The organism is Vibrio sp. V15_P4S5T153, from assembly GCF_963874485.1.
Classification (GTDB): Bacteria; Pseudomonadota; Gammaproteobacteria; order Enterobacterales; family Vibrionaceae; genus Vibrio; species Vibrio anguillarum.
The window spans coordinates 233,933-254,423 of the sequence record NZ_CAWNHR010000011.1; the positions used below are offsets into that span (position 1 = coordinate 233,933).

13 protein-coding genes are annotated in these 20,491 nt (G+C 43.2%); 7 read left to right on the top strand and 6 right to left on the bottom strand.

Translation table 11 applies throughout. The features are described 5' to 3' along the window. Nucleotides 1-4 precede the first annotated feature (4 nt). Nucleotides 5-871, bottom strand: a complete 867-nt coding sequence (locus AACT42_RS02970; protein WP_017045495.1) for a winged helix-turn-helix domain-containing protein — start codon at nucleotides 869-871, stop codon at nucleotides 5-7. Between the two features lie 258 nt (nucleotides 872-1,129). On the opposite strand from AACT42_RS02970, the gene htpG reads away from it, so the two are divergent. From htpG to hemH, 3 genes are all read left to right on the top strand, one after another. Next, nucleotides 1,130-3,037: a molecular chaperone HtpG gene (gene htpG / locus AACT42_RS02975; protein ID WP_094132937.1), complete on the top strand. Its 1,908-nt coding sequence runs from the start codon at nucleotides 1,130-1,132 to the stop codon at nucleotides 3,035-3,037. 318 nt (nucleotides 3,038-3,355) lie between these two features. Continuing rightward, entirely contained in the window at nucleotides 3,356-4,000 is a 645-nt protein-coding gene (gene adk, locus AACT42_RS02980; protein ID WP_013857306.1) for an adenylate kinase, read from the top strand. 115 nt (nucleotides 4,001-4,115) lie between these two features. Further along, entirely contained in the window at nucleotides 4,116-5,081 is a 966-nt protein-coding gene (gene hemH, locus AACT42_RS02985; RefSeq protein ID WP_094132935.1) for a ferrochelatase, read from the top strand. A gap of 91 nt (nucleotides 5,082-5,172) precedes the next feature. Here hemH and AACT42_RS02990 read toward each other — a convergent pair whose 3' ends face one another. Next, nucleotides 5,173-6,561: a peptide MFS transporter gene (locus tag AACT42_RS02990; RefSeq protein WP_094132933.1), complete on the bottom strand. Its 1,389-nt coding sequence runs from the start codon at nucleotides 6,559-6,561 to the stop codon at nucleotides 5,173-5,175. Nucleotides 6,562-6,868: 307 nt separating this feature from the next. On the opposite strand from AACT42_RS02990, the gene rfaH reads away from it, so the two are divergent. Beyond that, the gene (rfaH, locus tag AACT42_RS02995) at nucleotides 6,869-7,369 is read left to right on the top strand and encodes a transcription/translation regulatory transformer protein RfaH (protein ID WP_013857303.1); all 501 of its coding nucleotides are present in this window, start codon (nucleotides 6,869-6,871) and stop codon (nucleotides 7,367-7,369) included. A gap of 81 nt (nucleotides 7,370-7,450) precedes the next feature. Here the strand turns inward: rfaH and asnB are convergent, their stop codons facing one another. From asnB to nagA, 4 genes are all read right to left on the bottom strand, one after another. After that, the gene (gene asnB, locus AACT42_RS03000) at nucleotides 7,451-9,115 is read right to left on the bottom strand and encodes an asparagine synthase B (RefSeq protein WP_017045499.1); all 1,665 of its coding nucleotides are present in this window, start codon (nucleotides 9,113-9,115) and stop codon (nucleotides 7,451-7,453) included. A gap of 272 nt (nucleotides 9,116-9,387) precedes the next feature. Continuing rightward, complete coding sequence (locus AACT42_RS03005; RefSeq protein WP_017045500.1) at nucleotides 9,388-10,974, bottom strand: cation:proton antiporter family protein; 1,587 nt, start codon at nucleotides 10,972-10,974, stop codon at nucleotides 9,388-9,390. A 99-nt stretch (nucleotides 10,975-11,073) separates the two neighbouring features. Next, nucleotides 11,074-12,288 carry a DNA-binding transcriptional regulator NagC gene (nagC, locus tag AACT42_RS03010; RefSeq protein ID WP_026028126.1) on the bottom strand — a complete coding sequence of 405 codons (1,215 nt, stop codon included), beginning with the start codon at nucleotides 12,286-12,288 and terminating at the stop codon, nucleotides 11,074-11,076. 2 nt (nucleotides 12,289-12,290) lie between these two features. Then, nucleotides 12,291-13,427 (bottom strand): N-acetylglucosamine-6-phosphate deacetylase, encoded by a 1,137-nt coding sequence (gene nagA / locus AACT42_RS03015; RefSeq protein WP_094132931.1) that lies wholly within the window; start codon nucleotides 13,425-13,427, stop codon nucleotides 12,291-12,293. 489 nt (nucleotides 13,428-13,916) lie between these two features. Between nagA and nagE the strand changes: the two genes are divergently transcribed. The 3 genes from nagE to AACT42_RS03030 all read left to right on the top strand — a co-directional run. Continuing rightward, entirely contained in the window at nucleotides 13,917-15,404 is a 1,488-nt protein-coding gene (nagE, locus tag AACT42_RS03020) for an N-acetylglucosamine-specific PTS transporter subunit IIBC (RefSeq protein WP_013857296.1), read from the top strand. A gap of 328 nt (nucleotides 15,405-15,732) precedes the next feature. Then, nucleotides 15,733-17,403: a glutamine--tRNA ligase gene (gene glnS, locus AACT42_RS03025; protein ID WP_017048027.1), complete on the top strand. Its 1,671-nt coding sequence runs from the start codon at nucleotides 15,733-15,735 to the stop codon at nucleotides 17,401-17,403. Nucleotides 17,404-17,628: 225 nt separating this feature from the next. Further along, nucleotides 17,629-20,491, top strand: a 2,863-nt coding sequence (locus tag AACT42_RS03030) for a FimV/HubP family polar landmark protein (RefSeq protein ID WP_094183097.1), incomplete at its 3' end; no start/stop codon positions are given.

Sequence of the window (20,491 nt, forward strand, 5' to 3'; positions counted from 1 at the left end):
GCCCTTATTTACACACGTTGGCCAAATCATCTTGGTTAGCTAAAATTCGTAAAGTGACATTTTCACCCGAGAACTCAGAACTATGGATGTAATTCAATACGAGCTGATTATTTTGACCACCAGTCGCAATCACCTGCTTAGGTGCCAGTTCTCCAGTATGTGATTCATTGTATTTTTTTACGCATTTTTCAATAGAAGGTAACCATTTGTTTAGGTCTGGATGATTGATGGGAGTATTCACAACTATGTTGTTATAAACCGCAATCTGTTTAAATTTTGATTGTGCAGGGCTAGTCAATAGGAGAGCCAGAATAGGTAAGAAAAGAGCCACAACCAACATCAATTTGCTTTGCAGTGTTAACTTTTCTTTCCCTATTTTTACTTTCGCGAGTGGATCTGTCGTCACGGTTTGGGATGTTGTCTCTTCGGGTTGCGAAGTGGTGTCCGCGTCAATGTCTTGGATAGACTCACTGGCCAGTAACGGTTCCTCTTCAGGCTCATTGGTGGTGTTTTTTTGTGAGTAGGGGGTTGCTCGAGTCACCGAGGCGATCATTTGATAACCTCGTTTTGGCACGGTTTTAACGAATTCTGGTGATTTAGTTTGATCTTTCAACATTTTACGAAGTGTTGAAATCGCTTGAGTTAAGCTTGAGTCATCAACTTCAAAACCTTGTTCACGCCACACAAACTCATGCAGTTCATGGCGTGTAATGACTTCATTTGGGCGTTCACAAAGTAGAAGTAGAATTCGACTTTCGTTACTACCAAGGCGAACAGCCTCTTGTTCGTTTTCTTGTTCAAGCAAAGAGTTACTATTGGGATCAAACGTGAATCGGTTAGCAAGGATGAATTTTGTGCCTATGTTACTCATGATAATCTTCTTATTGTTGGCATGTTTAACCGTCCATCAACCTAGCCTGCTTGGGGAAGCAATTGATGAAACATTATGCTAGTTTTTATTTTCTTTGATAAAAATTACGGCAAGCATAATCAAAATAAATGAAAAAAACAGTGTTTTTATGATTATTGACCTTGAATTTACAATTGCCAGCCTCATCTTACTAGCAAATCATCCTTGGTTGCACACTCTGTGTGTGAATGAAAATAACTCAGATGTTATGGAGCTAGTATGAGCGAAACGGCTACTACCAATAAAGAAACTCGTGGTTTTCAATCTGAAGTCAAACAGTTACTTCATCTTATGATTCACTCTCTTTATTCCAATAAAGAGATCTTCCTCCGCGAATTAATTTCAAATGCCTCTGATGCTGCGGATAAACTTCGTTTTCAAGCGTTGTCTAATGCCGATTTATATCAAGGTGATGCCAACTTAGGCGTTAAATTATCGTTTGATACCCAAGCGAATACGCTGACCATTTCAGATAACGGTATTGGTATGAGCCGCGAAGATGTCATTGAACATCTCGGTACGATTGCAAAATCCGGCACAGCGGAGTTTTTCTCTAAACTATCCCAAGATCAATCTAAAGACTCTCAGCTTATCGGTCAGTTTGGGGTGGGTTTTTACTCGGCCTTCATCGTCGCTGATGCGGTCACTGTAAGAACTCGCGCTGCGGGTTTACCCGCTAACGAAGCGGTTCAATGGTATTCACAAGGTGAAGGTGAATATACAGTCGAAAGCATTAATAAAGAGTCTCGTGGAACCGATATCATTTTGCACATGCGAGAGGAAGGCAAAGAGTTCCTTTCTGAATGGCGTCTGCGTGATGTGATTTCTAAATATTCAGACCACATTGGAATTCCAGTTTCTATCCAAACCAAGGTTCGTGATGACGAAGGTAATGAGACTGAAGAGACCCAGTGGGAACAAATCAACAAAGCACAGGCGTTGTGGACGCGTTCTAAGTCAGAAATCAGTGATGAAGAGTATCAAGAGTTCTATAAGCACGTTTCCCATGATTATGCTGACCCACTGTTGTGGAGCCATAACCGTGTAGAAGGTAAAAACGATTATACCAGCCTACTTTATATACCAGCGAAAGCACCTTGGGATATGATGAATCGTGATCATAAATCAGGCTTGAAACTTTATGTTCAGCGTGTATTTATCATGGATGATGCTGCGCAATTTATGCCGTCCTACTTGCGCTTTGTACGTGGCTTAATCGACTCAAACGATTTACCGCTTAATGTTTCACGCGAGATTTTACAAGATAACAAGGTGACTCAATCATTGCGTAATGCTTGTACCAAGCGTGTATTGACCATGCTTGAACGTATGGCGAGCAATGATGCTGATAAATATCAAACCTTCTGGAAAGAGTTTGGTTTGGTACTCAAAGAGGGGCCTGCAGAAGATTTTGCTAATAAAGAGAAGATCGCCAGCCTATTGCGCTTCGCCTCGACCGAGGTTGACTCAGCAGAGCAAACGGTTAGTTTAGCGGCTTATGTTGAACGGATGAAAGAGGGGCAGGATAAAATCTACTACCTTACCGCCGATAGCTATGCAGCGGCCAAAAATAGCCCACACCTAGAGCAGTTTAAAGCCAAAGGTATCGAAGTTATTTTAATGTTTGATCGCATTGATGAGTGGTTGATGAACTACCTCACTGAGTTTGATGGAAAAATGTTCCAATCCATCACCAAAGCAGGGCTAGATCTGAGCCAGTTCGAAGATGAAGCGGAAAAAGAGAAGCATAAAGAGACTGAAGAAGAGTTTAAATCGGTGGTTGAACGTACGAAGCAGTACCTTGGCGATCGTGTCAAAGAGGTTCGAACTACCTTTAAACTGGCAAGTACTCCAGCGGTTGTTGTGACCGACGATTATGAGATGGGTACGCAGATGGCAAAATTGCTTGCTGCGGCTGGTCAACCGGTACCAGAGGTGAAGTATATTTTAGAACTTAACCCTGAACATGCGTTAGTGAAACGGATGGCCGATGAAGCGGATGAGCAAGTATTTGGTCGCTGGGTTGAAGTTTTACTAGGTCAAGCGACGCTCGCTGAGCGTGGTTCGATGGAAGATCCGTCACAATTCTTAACCGCAATTAATCAGCTTTTGACTAAGGTTGAATAGCTAACTGGCTAACAAAAAGCTCGCAACTGCGAGCTTTTTGCTTTGAATAGCGATTCTCTGCTGAGAACGAGCGATATTTTAGGCAAACTTGCAGCGAACATCCGGCCAAGATTATATTCTTTAGTCTTAATCTGGTTAGTCGCTTAAATTTGTATGTTAGAATGCATCGCTTGAATGCGATCGGTAAGCTGTGTATGTTGCTTGCCGAATTATTATTCACTCATCTCATTACCGTTATACCGAAACTTACCGTTGGTTTTAAGTCTCATCTGGTTGTGAGCTTCGGTATAAATCATAATTTTCTAAAGAGGATTAAACATGCGCATCATTCTTCTAGGTGCTCCCGGTGCAGGTAAAGGCACTCAAGCTCAATTCATCATGGAGAAGTACGGTATTCCACAAATCTCTACTGGTGATATGTTACGTGCTGCGATTAAAGCAGGTACTGAACTTGGCAAAAAAGCGAAATCAGTGATTGATGCTGGTCAACTTGTTTCTGATGAAATCATCCTTGGCTTAATCAAAGAACGCATCACCCAAGCCGATTGTGAAAAGGGCTTTTTACTCGATGGTTTTCCTCGCACGATTCCTCAAGCTGATGGCTTAAAAGCAATGGGTATTAATGTTGACTATGTGATTGAGTTTGATGTTGCCGATGACGTTATTGTTGAGCGTATGGCGGGACGTCGTGCTCACTTGGCTTCTGGTCGTACCTACCACGCCATTTACAACCCGCCAAAAGTGGAAGGTAAAGATGACGTAACAGGTGAAGATCTTGTCGTTCGTGATGATGACAAAGAAGAAACCGTTCGTGCTCGTTTAGGTGTTTACCACGAGCAAACAGCGCCGCTGATCACTTACTACGGTAAAGAAGCACAAATGGGTAATACGAAATACCTAAAATTTGATGGCACTAAGCCAGTTGCTCAAGTTAGCGCTGATATTGAGAAAGCATTAGCATAATTGGCTCAGTATAGGCTTGTTAACTTTGTTATAGTGAAAGCGACCTAAAGGTCGCTTTTTTTATGAACTTTCCTGCCGCGAATTCGTACTCAATAATTAACAATGAAATGGATGAATGGAAGTAATGCAAAATAATCAAAAACAGGGTGTGCTATTGGTTAACTTGGGAACGCCGAGTGAACCGACGGCATCGGCAGTAAAACGATTTTTAAGCCAATTTTTACATGACCAACGTGTGGTTGATATGAATCGTTGGATCTGGTGTCCATTATTACATGGTGTGATTCTTCCGCTGCGAGCTCCCAAGGTTGCTAAGTTATATCAATCTGTTTGGATGGAAGAAGGCTCTCCTTTGATGGTGTACTCTAAACGCCAAGTGCAAGCGTTAGAACAGTATCTCGGTACACCAGTGGAACTTGGTATGACCTATGGTTCACCAAGCCTTTTAGGGGGTATCAACACATTATTGGAGCGTGGTGTTGAAGAGATTGTGGTGCTGCCTCTGTACCCTCAATATTCTGGTACTACTACGGCTGCCGTGTTTGATGGCCTTGCCAAAGCGATGAAACGTATGCCTGTGACGCCCAATTTACGTTTTATTCGTGATTATCATAATCACCCTGTTTATATACGATCTTTGGCGAGTAAAGTCCGTGACTCTTGGCAACGTAACGGGCAAGGTGACTATTTGCTTTGTTCCTACCACGGTATTCCTAAGCGATACGCCGATAACGGTGATATCTACCCACAGCACTGCCAAAAAACCACAGAACTTTTGGCACAAGAACTTGGTTTGAATGCTGACCAAATCGGCATGACCTACCAGTCTATTTTTGGACGTGAAGAGTGGCTACAGCCTTATACGGACAAAACATTAGAGGCTCTGCCAAGCCGCGGTATTAAAAAGTTGGATATCATCACACCCGCCTTCTCGGTGGATTGTTTAGAAACCCTAGAAGAGATAGCTGAGCAAGGTAAAGAAACTTTTATTCACGCTGGTGGAGAATTGTTTACCTACATTGAGTGCCTAAATGATTCGGCAATGCATATAGAAATGATGGCTTCCTTAGTTAAGCGCTGATGAGTTGAATTCTTTTCTGGTACAAAAACGGTCACTATAGCGTGACCGTTTGTCATTATTATTCTTGAATTACTACTAGGTGAATTTGAAGCTAAACCAACTGAGTTTGTTGCTCTTCAATTTCTTCAGCGTAGCTTGTGGTTCTTTCTGCACCGTGCATCCAACGAACGAGCGTGTTAGAGCACAACAATAAAATGACGCCGCCAATGGTTGCTGTTACTGCAATACCGCTGAAGATAGCCATCGCACCAAGCTCTCCAACATGAGAACCTACATGGCCTGCTACATAATTCGCGATTGCGTTACAACCGAACCATGCTCCCATCATTAATGAAGCAAGGCGTAGTGGGGCTAGTTTAGTGACAAGCGATAGACCAATTGGTGATAGACACAGTTCACCCAAGGTATGGAAGAAGAAGGCACCGACAAGCCATAGCATTGATGTTTTTACGGTAGTGTCACCACCTTGCTCCATAACTGCACCAACCATGCATAGGAAGCCTAGGGCTAAGAAGAACATCGCTAATGCAAACTTCATTGGCGAGTTTGGTTCACGCTTACCTAATTTTACCCATAATACGGCTAATACAGGGGCAAGAGTAATAATGAAAAATGGATTTAACGATTGGAACCAAGCCGCAGGTATCTCAAAACCACCCATCATACGATCAGTGTATTGCTGCGTGTAAATGTTCATTAAACCACCAGCCTGTTCGAAACCCGCCCAGAAAACAATAGTAAACAAACTCATCACAAGGATAACTTTGATACGATCTACTTCTGCTTTCGTTAGTGGTTCTTTATTTGCTGATTTTTTCAGTTTTAGATCGCGCTTAGCTGCTGGTTCGCGGCCAATATTACCAAGCCATGATTGAGCCATTGCCATTTGCATCACAAGGCTGATCAGCATACCAATACCAGCGGCCACAAAACCGGCTTTCCAACCAAATGAGTTAGTAACAGAACCAGAGATCACACCAGCAAGTAGCGCACCTAAATTGATCCCCATGTAGAAGATGGTGAACGCGCCATCACGACGGTTATCACCCTCATTATATAGGTCACCAACCATTGTTGAGATATTGGGCTTAAATAGACCGTTACCACAGATAAGCAGTGCAAGGCCTAAATAGAAAGTGTGTAGAGAGCCAATGCCTAGCACATCTGCAGGTAGTGCTAGCGTAAATTGGCCAATGGCCATTAACGCTCCACCCAATAAAATAGAACGGCGTTGCCCAAGGTAGTTGTCTGCAAGGTAACCACCAATAAGCGGTGTGATGTAGACTAGCCCTGTATAGGTGCCGTAAAGATCGAGTGCATCTTTAGTCGACCAACCTAGACCGCCATTCATCGTTGCGTCTGTAAGATAAAGTACCAAAATGGCGCGCATCGCATAATACGAAAAACGTTCCCATAGCTCTGTGCCAAAAAGTAAAAATAGGCCCCTTGGGTGCCCAAAGTATTGATGTTGGTTTGTCATAAGAATTATTAGTATTTGAGATGAGAAAAATTGTGCTTTAGATATACATGGGCTTTTAGCGTATCGCAATGAGTAAAATCAGTATTTTATTCTGGCATTATTAACTAACTCATTGTTTTTGAAATGCATGTCTATCAATACTCAAAGTTTTGTTGCGTTATGAAAACTTATCTTTCATTACTGATTATTTGAATTTGCCTTGTTCGGACATTAAGGGTTTATTTTTGTGTTCAGTTTATTAGCCGTTTATTGAGGAGGAGGATGGTGTTAGGATTCAAGAAAAAGAAAAGCAGTAGCTAGGAATAAAATGAAACGTTGGTATTTGTTGTATTGTAAACGTGGCGATCAGAGGCGTGCTAAAGCACACCTTGAAAACCAAGGTGTCGAATGTTTCTACCCAGAAATTGAACTAGAGAGAATTCTTCGGGGTAAGCGGCAAGTTGTCAAAGAGCCACTTTTTCCCTCCTATATGTTCATTTACTTTGATTTTGAAATTGGCCCAACCTTTACTAGTGTGCGCTCTACTCGCGGTGTGGTTGATTTCATCCGATTTGGTTCACATCCGAAGGAGTTGGACAGTGATTTGATCGAGGAATTGAAGTTACTCGACCAGTTAAAATTACCGGTAGCATCGTTCAATATTCCAGAAAAAGGGCAGGTAGTTCGACTTAAGGGTGGGCAGTTCTCAGGAATTGATGCCATTTACCAAGAGCCCGATGGTGAGACGCGATCGATTATGCTGGTTAAAATGATCAGCCAAGTGATACCGATGAGCATTGATAATAAACATTTAGAATTAGATTCGTGATTGACTCTCTACAGTAAGCTCTTTAGACAAATAAAAGGCGCATTTTGCGCCTTTTATTTGCTTTATTAGCCAGCGTTTTGGTTAGTACGCTTCATTATGCACCGCTTTAACAGCTCGGCCTGACGGGTCAATACAATTTTTAAAGGATTCATCCCACTCTATTGCTTTGGCGGAAGAACAAGCTACAGAAGGACCTCCAGGAACGCATTGTGCAGCAGACTCTAACGGGAACAGCTCTTCGAAGATCTCGCGGTAAACATACCCTTCTTTTGTCGCTGGAGTATTATATGGGAAGCGGTATTTTGCTGTTTCCATCTGTTGATCGGTAACTTTTTCTTCAGCAACACTCTTTAGGGTGTCAATCCAGCTATAGCCCACACCATCGGAAAATTGCTCTTTTTGACGCCAAGCAATCGAGGCTGGCAGATAATCTTCAAAGCACTCACGTAGAATGTGTTTTTCCATCTTGCCATTGCCACACATTTTGTCAGCAGGGTTAAGCCTCATTGCAACATCAATAAACTCTTTGTCTAGGAAAGGAACGCGTCCTTCCACTCCCCAAGCCGCTAAAGATTTATTAGCGCGAGCACAGTCAAACAAGTTCAACGCCAGCAGTTTACGCACCGTTTCTTCGTGGAATTCTTGCGCGTTTGGTGCTTTGTGGAAGTATAAGTAACCACCGAAGATCTCATCCGCTCCTTCGCCGGAAAGTACCATTTTGATACCCATAGCTTTGATTTTCCGCCCCATCAAATACATCGGAGTAGAGGCTCGAATTGTCGTCACGTCATACGTTTCAATATGGTAAATAACATCACGAATAGCATCTAAACCCTCTTGGATGGTATAAGTCATTTCGTGGTGTACAGTGCCAATTTTTTCAGCCACTTCACGAGCCGCTTTAAGGTCTGGAGCACCGTCTAAACCCACCGCAAAAGAGTGAAGCTGTGGCCACCATGCTTCTGATTGTTCATCATCTTCAATTCGCATTGCAGCGTAACGTTTCGCAATGGCTGACGTAATTGAAGAGTCCAATCCTCCAGAAAGCAAAACACCATAAGGTACATCTGTCATCAGTTGGCGCTTCACGGCCGCTTCTAATGCTTGTTTTAGCTCTTCTTTACTGCTGCTATTGCCTTGGACTGCCGCATATTCATTCCAATCTCGAATATAGTAGCGCTGTGCGCCTGCCTCTTTCGAGCTGTAGTAACTACCAGGAGGAAATTCACTGATAGTTTTGCAAATGCTTACCAAAGCTTTCATTTCGGATGCAATGTAGTAGTTACCGTGTTCGTCATGGCCTTGGTAAAGAGGAATGATACCAATATGGTCACGCCCGATGAGGTACTCATCTTTTTCTTCATCATAGAGCACAAAGGCAAAGATGCCGTTGAGTTCTTCAAGCAGCGCGGCACCCATGTCTGCATAAAGCGCTAATATCACTTCACAGTCAGAGTCGGTTTGAAAATCGTATTTGCCTTGGTAACGAGCACGAATTTCTTTGTGGTTATAAATCTCACCATTGACCGCTAATATGTGCTTTTTATTTGGGCTGTAAAGTGGTTGTGCGCCGCTGTTTAAACCGACAATAGAAAGGCGCTCATGAGCCAAGATTGCTTTTTCTGAAGCATAGATGCCAGACCAGTCAGGGCCGCGGTGACGCATTTTTTTAGACATCTCTAGCGCTATTGGGCGTAACGCTGTTGCATCACTTTTAATATCAAGAATGCCAAATATAGAACACATACAACTTCCTTTTGATGATTTTTAATCTGTTGGACCTAATTTGCCATTCTGGTTAAAAAAAGCAACCATATGGTGTCGTTAATATCACATAAGATGCATCTTGGTGAATTTTATTTAAGTAATGAGTGCTTTATGTGAATTTTTTCTATTTGTTTTCTGTTTTTGAGCGATGGTGGGTAAATTATGCCCAACTAAGCTCTGGGGCCGTATTGAGTTGGGCATAGAAATGACAATGTTTTACCTAAAAATTGCGATGGCTTACCTAGACATTATTACGGTTTAGTAAAATTAGGTTGGAGCTGTTTACATACGTGACGGGCAAAACCGCTACCCGCTTCGCTATAGATGTTGAATGCCGCATCAACACCACTTTCCAATAGTGATTCCAATTGGTCTGGGTATTCGGCGATGGCTGCGATTTGACCTTTAAAATTACGGTGTTGTAACTGCGATAGTGCGATTTGGTTACCCTGATGATGCGGCATAGCAAGCAGTACGAGTTTTACATTACCAGTGTCTAGAATACGCTCCCAAAAATCAGGGTCGGTTGCATCACCAGCAATAACATTGCGCCCTTGTGAGCGGTGATCATGAGCAACCTCTTCTCGGACTTCTATGCCTAAACTTATTTTGCCATAACGAGAGCGCAACTCATCATATGCACCGGTACCTATGCGGCCCATCCCTAATATGAGTACCTGGGCATGGCCTGGATTAATTAATTGATCTTTGGTGTTGAGTTTTTCAGCGGCATGTTCTTTGAGCCATTGCCGTGAATGTTGATAGAGTTCATGGCCTTTACGGCTTATTGGGGCTGCGATTACAAATGAAATGGATACCGCAATGGCCAGTGCGACCAATATATCACCCGACATCCATCCCATTTTGAAAGCAAGCCCCCCCACAATCAGTCCGAATTCACTGAAATTGAATAAAGACAAGGTGGCTAACAGTGAGGTTCTCACTCGGAATTTAAAGCGGTTGAGTACCCAAAAATAGAGGATACCTTTGATGGGAAGCAGCAGTAAGAGCAACAATGCGAGCGCAAACCCAGTCATTGTGGGTTGTTCTGATAGTCCAATGTTGAGGAAAAAGCAGACGAGAAACAGCTCTTTTAGATTAAAGAGTGATTTTGACAACTCAGATGCTTTGCGATGGCCTGCTAGCAGCATGCCTAAAATCAGAGCACCAAGATCGGGTTTCATCCCAACCAATTCAAATGATCCTGCTCCGACCACTAAGGCAAAAAATATACCAAACAGAACAAGCATTTCACCGTGACCAACCCAGTCGAGCAGTTTGTAAAATAGTGGTCGCATAAAGGGTAGGATCAATAAAGTGGCAGCGTACCAATGAGGAAGTTTTCCTGTCGAGACGGTTAAAAATATGACAGCAAAGATATCTTGCATCACAAGAATACCGATGGCGATAGTGGCGTATGTCGCGTTCATTTCTCCTTTCTCTTGCAGTGATTTCACCGCAAAAACAGTACTGGAGAATGACAAAGCAAAACCAAGCAGAACTAATTGTTCAATTGACATCGAGGCCAGAGAGCTAACCCCTAAATATTTGAATATCAATAAAGCAATGCTGAAAATCCCTGTCGAAAGGAGGTTATGAACCGTGGCACCAGCCCAAATCTCTCTCGCAAGTAAGGTTTTAATCTCTAGCTTAAGTCCAATTGTGAACAGCAATAAGGTAACCCCTAGATCGGCTAGGGTCAGAATGGTATCGCTGCTGTGGTAGCCAGCAGCATTAAGGCCAAACCCAGCAACTAAAAAGCCAACCAACGGAGGTAAATTACATTTCAAGGCAATAAACCCTGCGAAAAAAGCCGTTGAAATTAGGATAAGTTCCATAAATTCCTTTAGTAATGCTTTGGTTTAAAAATAATGTTTTGGTTGTAAAAAAGGCTGTGTCATGACGACACAGCCTTTTATTATAATTCAATCGGTTGCTTAATCGCCAAGTAATTTTTGAAGTAAAACACCATTTAACATTGCCCGTTTAATCATAGCAAATGCACCTATGGTTGGTTGTTTATCAATCTGCGACGCGACTATGGGTAAATTGGTGTGGAAAGTTTTGAGTGATTGATTCTCTACATTTCGTTGAATCGCGGGGAATACGATCTCTTGAGCGGCTGTAATTTGACCTGCAATTACCACTTTTTGTGGGTTGAACAAGTTGATGGTCATCGCAATGGCTTTACCGAGTTGATTACCCACTCGAATTAAGCTCTGTTTTGCTAGCTCATCACCGAGATTGGCGTGCTCACATACATCATTGATGGTAATGCTCTCTATATTCGCTAGGCTAGATTCATAGCCCTGAGCAATCAGTTTTTTAACACGAGATATAATAGCCGGGTTTGCGGCTACCGTTTCTAAACAGCCGAAATTTCCGCATTGACACTGTTCGCCGAGTGGGTCGATTTGGATATGACCAATTTCACCTACGTTACGGTTATAGCCTAGGAATACTTGACCATTGACGATAATGCCAGCCCCAGTTCCTCGGTGAACGCTGACTAGGATAGAGTCTTGACAGTCTTTGCTGGCACCAAAATAATGTTCGGCAAGCGCCATACCGCGCACGTCGTTGCCAACAAAACATTCAACATGAAAATTATCACGAATGATGTCACCTAAAGCGAGTGCATCAATAGCAATATTGGGCATGTATTCTACGACACCCGTTTCTGGGTTGACTAAGCCGGGTAGGGCAATACCAATGGCAATGAACTGTTCGATTCGCTCTTGCTGTTGTTTGATAAAGGTATTGAGGTGGAAAAGGAGCCCCTCAATTAATTGTGTTTGGTGAGAATAGTGAAACTCGTGATAGTCCGACGCGAGTTCTTTGCCCCCTAAATTATACAGGCTGAGCTGAATGTAATCTCGGCCTAAACGTACGGCGACAGAGTGAAAAGGGGCGACTTCGGTTGTTAAGGAGATGGCTCTACGTCCGCCAGTAGAGGCTTGTTGTGCGACCTCTTTAATGAGGCCGCGTTCTAGAAGTTGGCGGGTTATTTTTGTAACACTTGCTGGAGCAAGTTGGCTCACATCGGCAACTTGAATACGAGATATCGGACCTTGTAGGTCGATCAATCGGTACACTGCTGCGCTGTTGAGTTGTTTGACTAAATCTACGTTACCTATTTGTCCGCCATTCATTATCAATTGTGCTCGTATTGTCCGTTAACAACCGTCGCCTGAACATTGAAGTCTCTATCAAATACAGTGAGGTTCGCCACCATGCCTTTTTTAACTCGGCCTAGTTTGTGATCCACACCAATTGCTTTTGCCGGATACAGAGTCGCCATCCGCAGAGCTTCGTCCAATGCGATACCAACGTGCTCAACAGTGTTTTGCACTGCCTCAATCATAGTGAGTGCTGAGCCGCCCAGTGTGCCGTTTTCATCAACACACTTACCATCACGGTAATATACTTTCTTACCGACAAAAATAAAGTAATCCATGTTAGCGCCTGCAGGAGCTGTGGCATCGGTCACTAATACAAGCTTTTCGCCTTTGATTTTGTGAGCAATTCTGATGTTAGCATAATCAACATGAAATCCATCAGCAATAATGCCAGCATAAACTTCTGGGGTGTCATAAATTGCACCAACGACACCGGGTTCACGTCCAACCATCGGCGTCATGGCATTAAATAAGTGTGTGGCAAAGGTGATGCCTGATTCAAAGCTTTTACGTGCTTCAGTATAAGTTGCGTTAGTGTGACCAATCGATACCACAATGCCAGCTTTCACCAAACGTTCAATGTGTTCTGGATTGTTGTGCTCTGGCGCCAATGTCACTTTAGCAATCACATCGCTATTTTCACACATAGTGGCGATCATGTTGTCATCTGAAGGGCGGATGAAATCCACACTGTGAATGCCCTTTTTCATCACATTAAGATATGGCCCTTCAAGGTGTAAACCCAGTGATTGGTTTTTATATTGAGAGTGATATTCACGTGCGGCAGAAATCGCTTTGCGCATGTCTTCGTCTGAAGAGGTGATTAACGTTGGCAAAAAGCTTGTGCATCCTGATTTTAGGTTGGCTTTATGCATGATCTGCATCGTAGTCGCGGTTACTTCATCATTCAGCATCACACCGCCACAACCATTCAATTGCAGGTCGATAAAGCCTGGGCTTAGGTTTGCACCACTTAAATCTTGTGTCGTTATATCTTGTGGTAAATCCGCAATAGGACAGACCGCTTCAATCAACTCGTTGTTGATAATCACAGCATGGTCAACTAGCACATCACTGCCAGTGTAGATTTTACAGTTAGTTAGTGCGTACATAATCATCAAATCCTTATCTATCAATATTTTATAAATTTGGCGAGGCGACGAAATGAAAGGTGGAATGTGCCAGTACGGTGCTTTCTTTTCTTACTTCAATTAGGTCGCGAATTATCTTGCTAGCAAACAGCCAATGCTGGATGACATTAAAATTAAGTGCTCGTTTTGACTGGGTTATTTGATGGTTATAGTTTGCATTTTATACGAAAAAAGCCAGTCGGGGTTGTTTAGCTTACATGCTATTCGACGATGAAACAGGCAAATATTATCGCCTAATTTCCATTTTTTTTAATTGTAAAATAAGTTTTATGATCTCGCTAGCAAAAACCTTGGTATTTGGCAGATTGTGGTGATTATGATCACAAATGATAAGGTTTTAATTTGCGGAGCAAAATTAATATCATAAACTGAGTTTGACTAAATTGAGCGACTAAAATAAGTGGCTCAACCAAATACAAAAAATCCTAAATCCTATAGGGGGAACTTAAGGTGAATATTCTTGGATACTTTCAAAAAGTAGGCAAGGCGTTGATGGTACCAGTTGCCACATTGCCAGCTGCCGCGATACTAATGGGTATTGGTTATTGGATCGACCCAAATGGGTGGGGTTCAAACAGTGCCTTGGCTGCATTCCTGATTAAAGCAGGTGCTGCAATCATTGATAACATGTCTGTACTGTTTGCTGTTGGTGTGGCTTACGGTATGTCTAAAGATAAAGACGGTGCTGCTGCATTGTCGGGTTTTGTTGGTTTCTTAGTCGTGACGACTTTGCTTTCTCCAGGAGCCGTTGCACAGATCCAAGGTATTGATCCAAGCGCAGTTCCTGCTGCTTTTGGTAAAATCAACAACCAGTTTGTTGGTATTTTAGTCGGTATTGTTTCTGCTGAAATCTACAATCGCTTCTCTACTGTAGAATTGCATAAAGCATTAGCCTTCTTCTCTGGCAAACGCCTAGTACCTATTTTGACGTCGTTTGCTGGTATTTTTATCGCCTTCGTTCTGATGTATGTATGGCCGCATGTTTATGGTGGTCTAGTATCGTTTGGTGAATCGATTCAAGGTCTAGGTTCTGCGGGTGCAGGTATCTATGCGTTCTTTAACCGTTTGCTAATCCCTGTTGGTCTTCATCACGCGCTGAACTCAGTATTCTGGTTTGACGTTGCGGGTATTAACGACATTCCTAACTTCCTAGGTGGTGCAAAATCTATCGCTGAGGGTACTGGTATCCCAGGCGTAACGGGTATGTACCAAGCAGGCTTCTTCCCTATTATGATGTTTGGTCTACCTGGTGCGGCATTGGCTATTTACCACACATCTACAGCGAAGAATAAAGAGAAAGTTGCTTCTATCATGATTGCAGCTGGTTTTGCTTCATTCTTTACCGGTGTAACTGAACCTCTAGAATTCTCGTTCATGTTCCTTGCTCCTGCACTATATGTACTGCATGCAGCATTGACGGGTCTATCAGTATTCATTGCTGCTTCAATGCAGTGGATTGCGGGTTTCGGTTTCTCTGCAGGCCTTGTGGATATGGTATTGTCATCACGTAACCCACTGGCGGTTAATTGGTACATGCTAATAGTTCAAGGTATTGTGTTCTTTGCTTTGTACTATGTGATTTTCCGTACCGTTATTTTGAAATTTGGCCTTAAAACACCAGGTCGCGAAGATGACGACAGCGATAGCAAAGTATCAGGCGCGAAAGAGTCTTCTGAGCTCGCTAAACAATACCTTAAAGCTCTAGGCGGTCACAGCAACCTATCTAACATCGATGCTTGTATCACTCGCTTACGTTTATCTGTCAATGACATGAGCATTATCGACGAGAAAACATTAAAAGCATTGGGTGCAATGGGTGTGGTGAAACTGGGTACTAATAACCTACAAGTTATCTTAGGTCCTCTTGCTGAAATCGTTGCTGGTGAGATGAAGTCTATCAATGCAAACGAAGATCTTTCTAGCGTGAAACTTCCTTAGTCTTAATCGCAACGGATGATTAGGTTATTTTAAAGCCTCTGCTTCATGCAGAGGCTTTTCTTATTCATCAAATGAGCGCTATTCAAATTTAAGACTGCCCACAACGGTAGCTTTTGCCTATTTCTTACGCCCTTTGCCTGAAATTTTGCTTAGCCTAGCCAGACAAAAGGCAATGTCTTGAAATAATCGCAGGAAATGCCCACTTTTTATTGTGCAAGAGCGGATAATTGTGGATCATTAGCGACAAACTTTCTGTTTCTGCAAGCATTGCTGCTCTTACATACAGAAAAATCTTCTGACGATACTAAATAATTTTGAGGTGCTATAGATGAGTGAAGCTGAGGCTCGTCCATCGAATTTTATTCGCCAAATCATTGATAAAGATTTAGCGGATGGCAAACACACAAGTGTGCATACTCGTTTTCCGCCCGAGCCAAATGGTTACCTGCACATCGGTCATGCTAAATCTATCTGCTTAAACTTTGGTATTGCTCAGGACTATCAGGGACAGTGTAATTTACGTTTTGACGATACAAACCCTGAAAAAGAAGATATGGAGTACGTTGAGTCAATCAAAGCCGACGTGAAATGGCTCGGCTTCCAATGGTCTGGTGATGTTTGTTATTCGTCAGATTATTTTGACAAACTATACCAATACGCGGTTGAGTTGATCCAAAAAGGTCTGGCTTATGTTGAAGAGCTCAGTCCAGAAGAGATCCGTGAATATCGAGGTACATTGACTCAAGCAGGTAAGCCAAGTCCGTACCGCGATCGCAGCATTGAAGAAAACCTAGCGCTATTTGAGAAAATGCGCGCTGGTGGTTTCGAAGAAGGCAAAGCGTGCCTACGTGCCAAGATTGACATGGCATCATCCTTTATGGTGATGCGCGATCCTGTGCTTTACCGTGTTCGTTTCGCTGAGCATCACCAAACGGGTAATAAATGGTGCATTTATCCAATGTACGATTTTACCCACTGTATCTCGGATGCCTTGGAAGGGATCACGCACTCAATTTGTACCCTAGAGTTTCAAGATAACCGCCGTCTGTACGATTGGGTGTTGGAAAATATCACGATTGATTGTCGACCACATCAGTATGAGTTTAGCCGTTTAAACCTTGAATACACGGTAATGTCTAAGCGTAAACTAAACCAGCTGGTTACGGAAAAATTAGTGGATGGTTGGGATGACCCACGTATGCCGACGATTTCAGGTTTACGCCGCCGTGGATTCACACCAGCATCGATTCGTGAATTTTGCAAACGCATAGGTGTGACAAAACAGGAAAATATGATCGAATTCAGTTCGTTAGAGTCTTGTATCCGTGAAGACTTAAACGAACATGCGCCTCGCGCCATGGCGGTTCTTGACCCTGTAAAAGTGGTGATAGAAAACTTTGAGGCGGGTAAAGTCGAGACGTTAACGCTGGCAAATCATCCAAACAAGCCTGAAATGGGCGAACGTGAAGTTCCATTTACTCGCGAATTGTGGATTGAACGTGAAGATTTCCGTGAAGAAGGCAACAAGAAATACAAACGTTTAGTGCTAGGCAAAGAAGTTCGCTTACGCGGCGCTTACGTAATAAAAGCAGAGCGCATTGAAAAAGATGCACAAGGCAATATTACGACAATATTCTGCACTTACGATATGGATACTCTGGGTAAAAACCCGGCAGATGGACGCAAAGTGAAAGGTGTTATTCACTGGGTATCCGCCGATAAAGCCTTGCCAGCTGAAATTCGTTTGTATGATCGCCTATTTACCGTTCCCAACCCGGCGGCGGCTGACAACTTTGCCGAAACCATTAACCCAGATTCATTGGTTAAAATTAATGGTTTTGTTGAGCCTAGTTTGGTGTCGGCACACGCGGAGCAAGGTTATCAGTTTGAGCGCATGGGTTATTTCTGTGCTGACTCGAAAGATTCTAAACCAGAAGCGTTGGTTTTTAACCGCACAGTGGGTCTACGTGACACTTGGGCAAAAATAGACGCAGAGTAAGCTTAAGTACTATTTAAAAAGGTCAGCCAATGCTGGCCTTTCTTTTTATTATGGTACTGTTTTTGTCTGAGCAAGCTCACTTAGCGGGGAAAATGTGTGAGATTCCTGCGATTATCGTAGTCGTGACACATTTTTTACCTTGCGTCCTATAGTTTTGCTAGCGTTATCCGATATATTAAACAGATCATCGTATTTATTTATTCCAAGCACATAGCTGAGCCTTATATGCGTCAAATTTTTCAGCGTCTACTGTTGCCGATAGCAATGGTTGCCGTGACTCAGACTTCTATCGTTAGTGCCGAGAGCATTCGCCTGGTTGGGCCGAATGGTGAGATCCAGTCTTCTCCTCAATTTTCAGAAAATCTCACTCAAACTCGTAATCTTCAGCAGGCTAATAGCCAACCATCGACGTTTTTTGGGCCAACCTTAGACAGCGACACTTTGTGGTCTATTGCCACTCGACTACGCCCATCGAATAACGTCACTGTACAACAAACCCTGCTGGCCATTTATCGGCTAAACCCTCAGGCGTTCGAAAATCAAAATATTCACAGTTTGATTCCGGGTAGCAACTTACGTGTTCCATCATTGGCACAGGTAAATAGTGCGCCCACACAAGAAGCGGTCAATATCATGGCCGCGCATCAAGCCAAATTGAATGCTAATACGGCGCAGCCAACAGCGCCTGTTACTGCTGCTTCTACAGCTTTGCCTGAAAAAACAATTGCCTCTATTGCCGCTCAACCAGTTGTTGAAAAGACGAAGAGTGAACCTGTGCTAAAAGATATTGGCACACAAGTTGCGAAATCTGATACTGAATTACTGGCGCTTGAAGAGAAAAATCATAAGTTACGTTTGATGCTGGCAGATGTTCAATCTGAAGTCGATGCACTCAAAGGAGAACTCGGTGACGAAAACCGCATTCGCTCTGAAGTTGAAAAGCTACTTGATGAAGAACGTCGAAAAGCACTAGAGGCGCAAAAGCTTGCACCAAGTGCACTTGATCAACTGCTTTCCAACTCTTGGTTGGTCGCCGCTCTCGCCCTTATTCCTGGTCTGTTAATTGGTTTACTGGTTGTGATGTTGCTTGGCCGCCGATCCAAGCCAACGGAGCAGCCTGTTGTCACTCAAGGTAATCAAGAGCCCATAACGCCAATGGCTGCTGGCAGCCTTGAAGATATTGACGATGATTTAATGCTGGATGATGACTTGTTTGGTGAGTCTGATGATAGTGAGAAGTTATTTGGTGACGACATCACACTGGATGATGAAATCGATGACAATGCTGAACAAGAATCGGACATTTTTGCCGATTTAGACGATACAGATTTAGACTTCAACCTCGAAGGTGAAGATGGCGAAGACCCATTTGCGAGTATCGGCGATGATGGTGATCTTGCTGCGGATTTAGAAGATTTGACTGCTAGCAGTAACGGCATCAGTGTTGGTACTGACGAAAAAGCTGTCGGTCTCGATGAGATGGCGCGAGCTTTAGACGAAGCGTTATTAGATGAAGATGATAGCGAAACAGAATTTGATTTATCCGATGATGATGATTCCATTTCTGAAGACGACATTGACGCGTTATTGGCTGGAGATGAGAAAGCTGAAGATCTCGGAAGCGATACTTTAGATCAATCGCTACTTGACGATTTGTTTGCCGCCAATAGTGATGACGATCATCATGATAGTTTTGACTTTGATTCATTATTGGATGAGTCCGAAGATGATTTCAACTTGGATTCAGAAGAGCCTGATCTAGCAAAAACCGGCGGTAACTTCGATTTAAAAGAAGCAGAGCTAGCGTCGGATAGTGAACTTGATGATCTATTCGCAACGATTGAAGCGCAATCTGACCTCACCTCAATAGAAACTGATTCCTCCACTGAAACAGCGCTGCTGGATGAATTATTAGAAGAGCAAGATGAAGATGTCCTAGCAATTGATAGTGACAGTGTCGAACTGCTCGATGAGCTACTCGGTGATGATGAAGAGAGCGAGACAGACTTATCGGAAAGCACCGACTTACTTGAAGAACTTGTGCAGCCCGATAAAGACATCGCTTCGAGCGAAGAAGATATTGATGATGTTGACTTCACTGGTGATCAAACTCTGTATGAGTTATTGGGTGAAGAAACTACGGAATCCGACATTGAAACCGAGCTGGATGAGAATAGTACAGAGCTATTGGACGAACTATTTACTGACAATGGTTCTGAATCACTTGAGTTTGAAAAGGCAGACCAAGAGCAAGAAGGTGCTGAAGATAAGGGTAGTCTCGCTGAAGAAGATGGTACGGCATTATTTGAAGAGTTGCTGGAAATCGAGCAGCATGCTCAGAATATCGAAGAGGCCGAACAGCAAAATAGCGAGTTGTTGGATAATGAAAACGATAGCGTTGAAGATTCCGAGTTTAACAGCGACATCTTCATTGACGATCTGCTAAGTGCCGCTCCTGAAAAAGATCCTCTACTGGATGATGAACAGATGGGAGTGGTTGATGGCGACATCGATGAAGAATTTATCGACGACTCATTTGATTTTAACCCAGAAATTGAAGGGGCAAGTTATCCGGATCTGAAGCCGAATGAGGAGCAACCTCTAAACAGCTCGACATCCCCGGAAAAAATAGAACCCGCACAGGTTAGCAAACCAGAAGTCAGCCCTAACGAATTTGGAGTTCCACAAGATGAAGACTGGGACATTGGTGAGCTAGAAGAGGAAGAACCAAGCCAAGCTGATGTTGAGCCGCTTCAAACCAATTCAGCAGAATCATCGGCAAAGGACCATGTTGAGGAGCTCCACGATGACAAGTTAGTGGAGTTAGAAGAAGAAGATCTCCTTGCTTCCTTTAATGAGCCATCGCTAGAAGAACAGTCACAGAGCGAGCTTTCCGAAGTCCAACTGCCAGAGCAGTCAGAAGAAGACGCGCTGGCGGATGCGATAGCCGAGCCTCAAGAAGCGGCGTCAGAGCCTGTTGCTCAAGAAAGTTTTGAAGCGATTGATGAGCAAGCCTTACCTGAATTCAGTGAAGAAGATGCACTTGCTTCAATTAACGAGCCTCCTCTAGAAGAAGAAAAGGAAGACG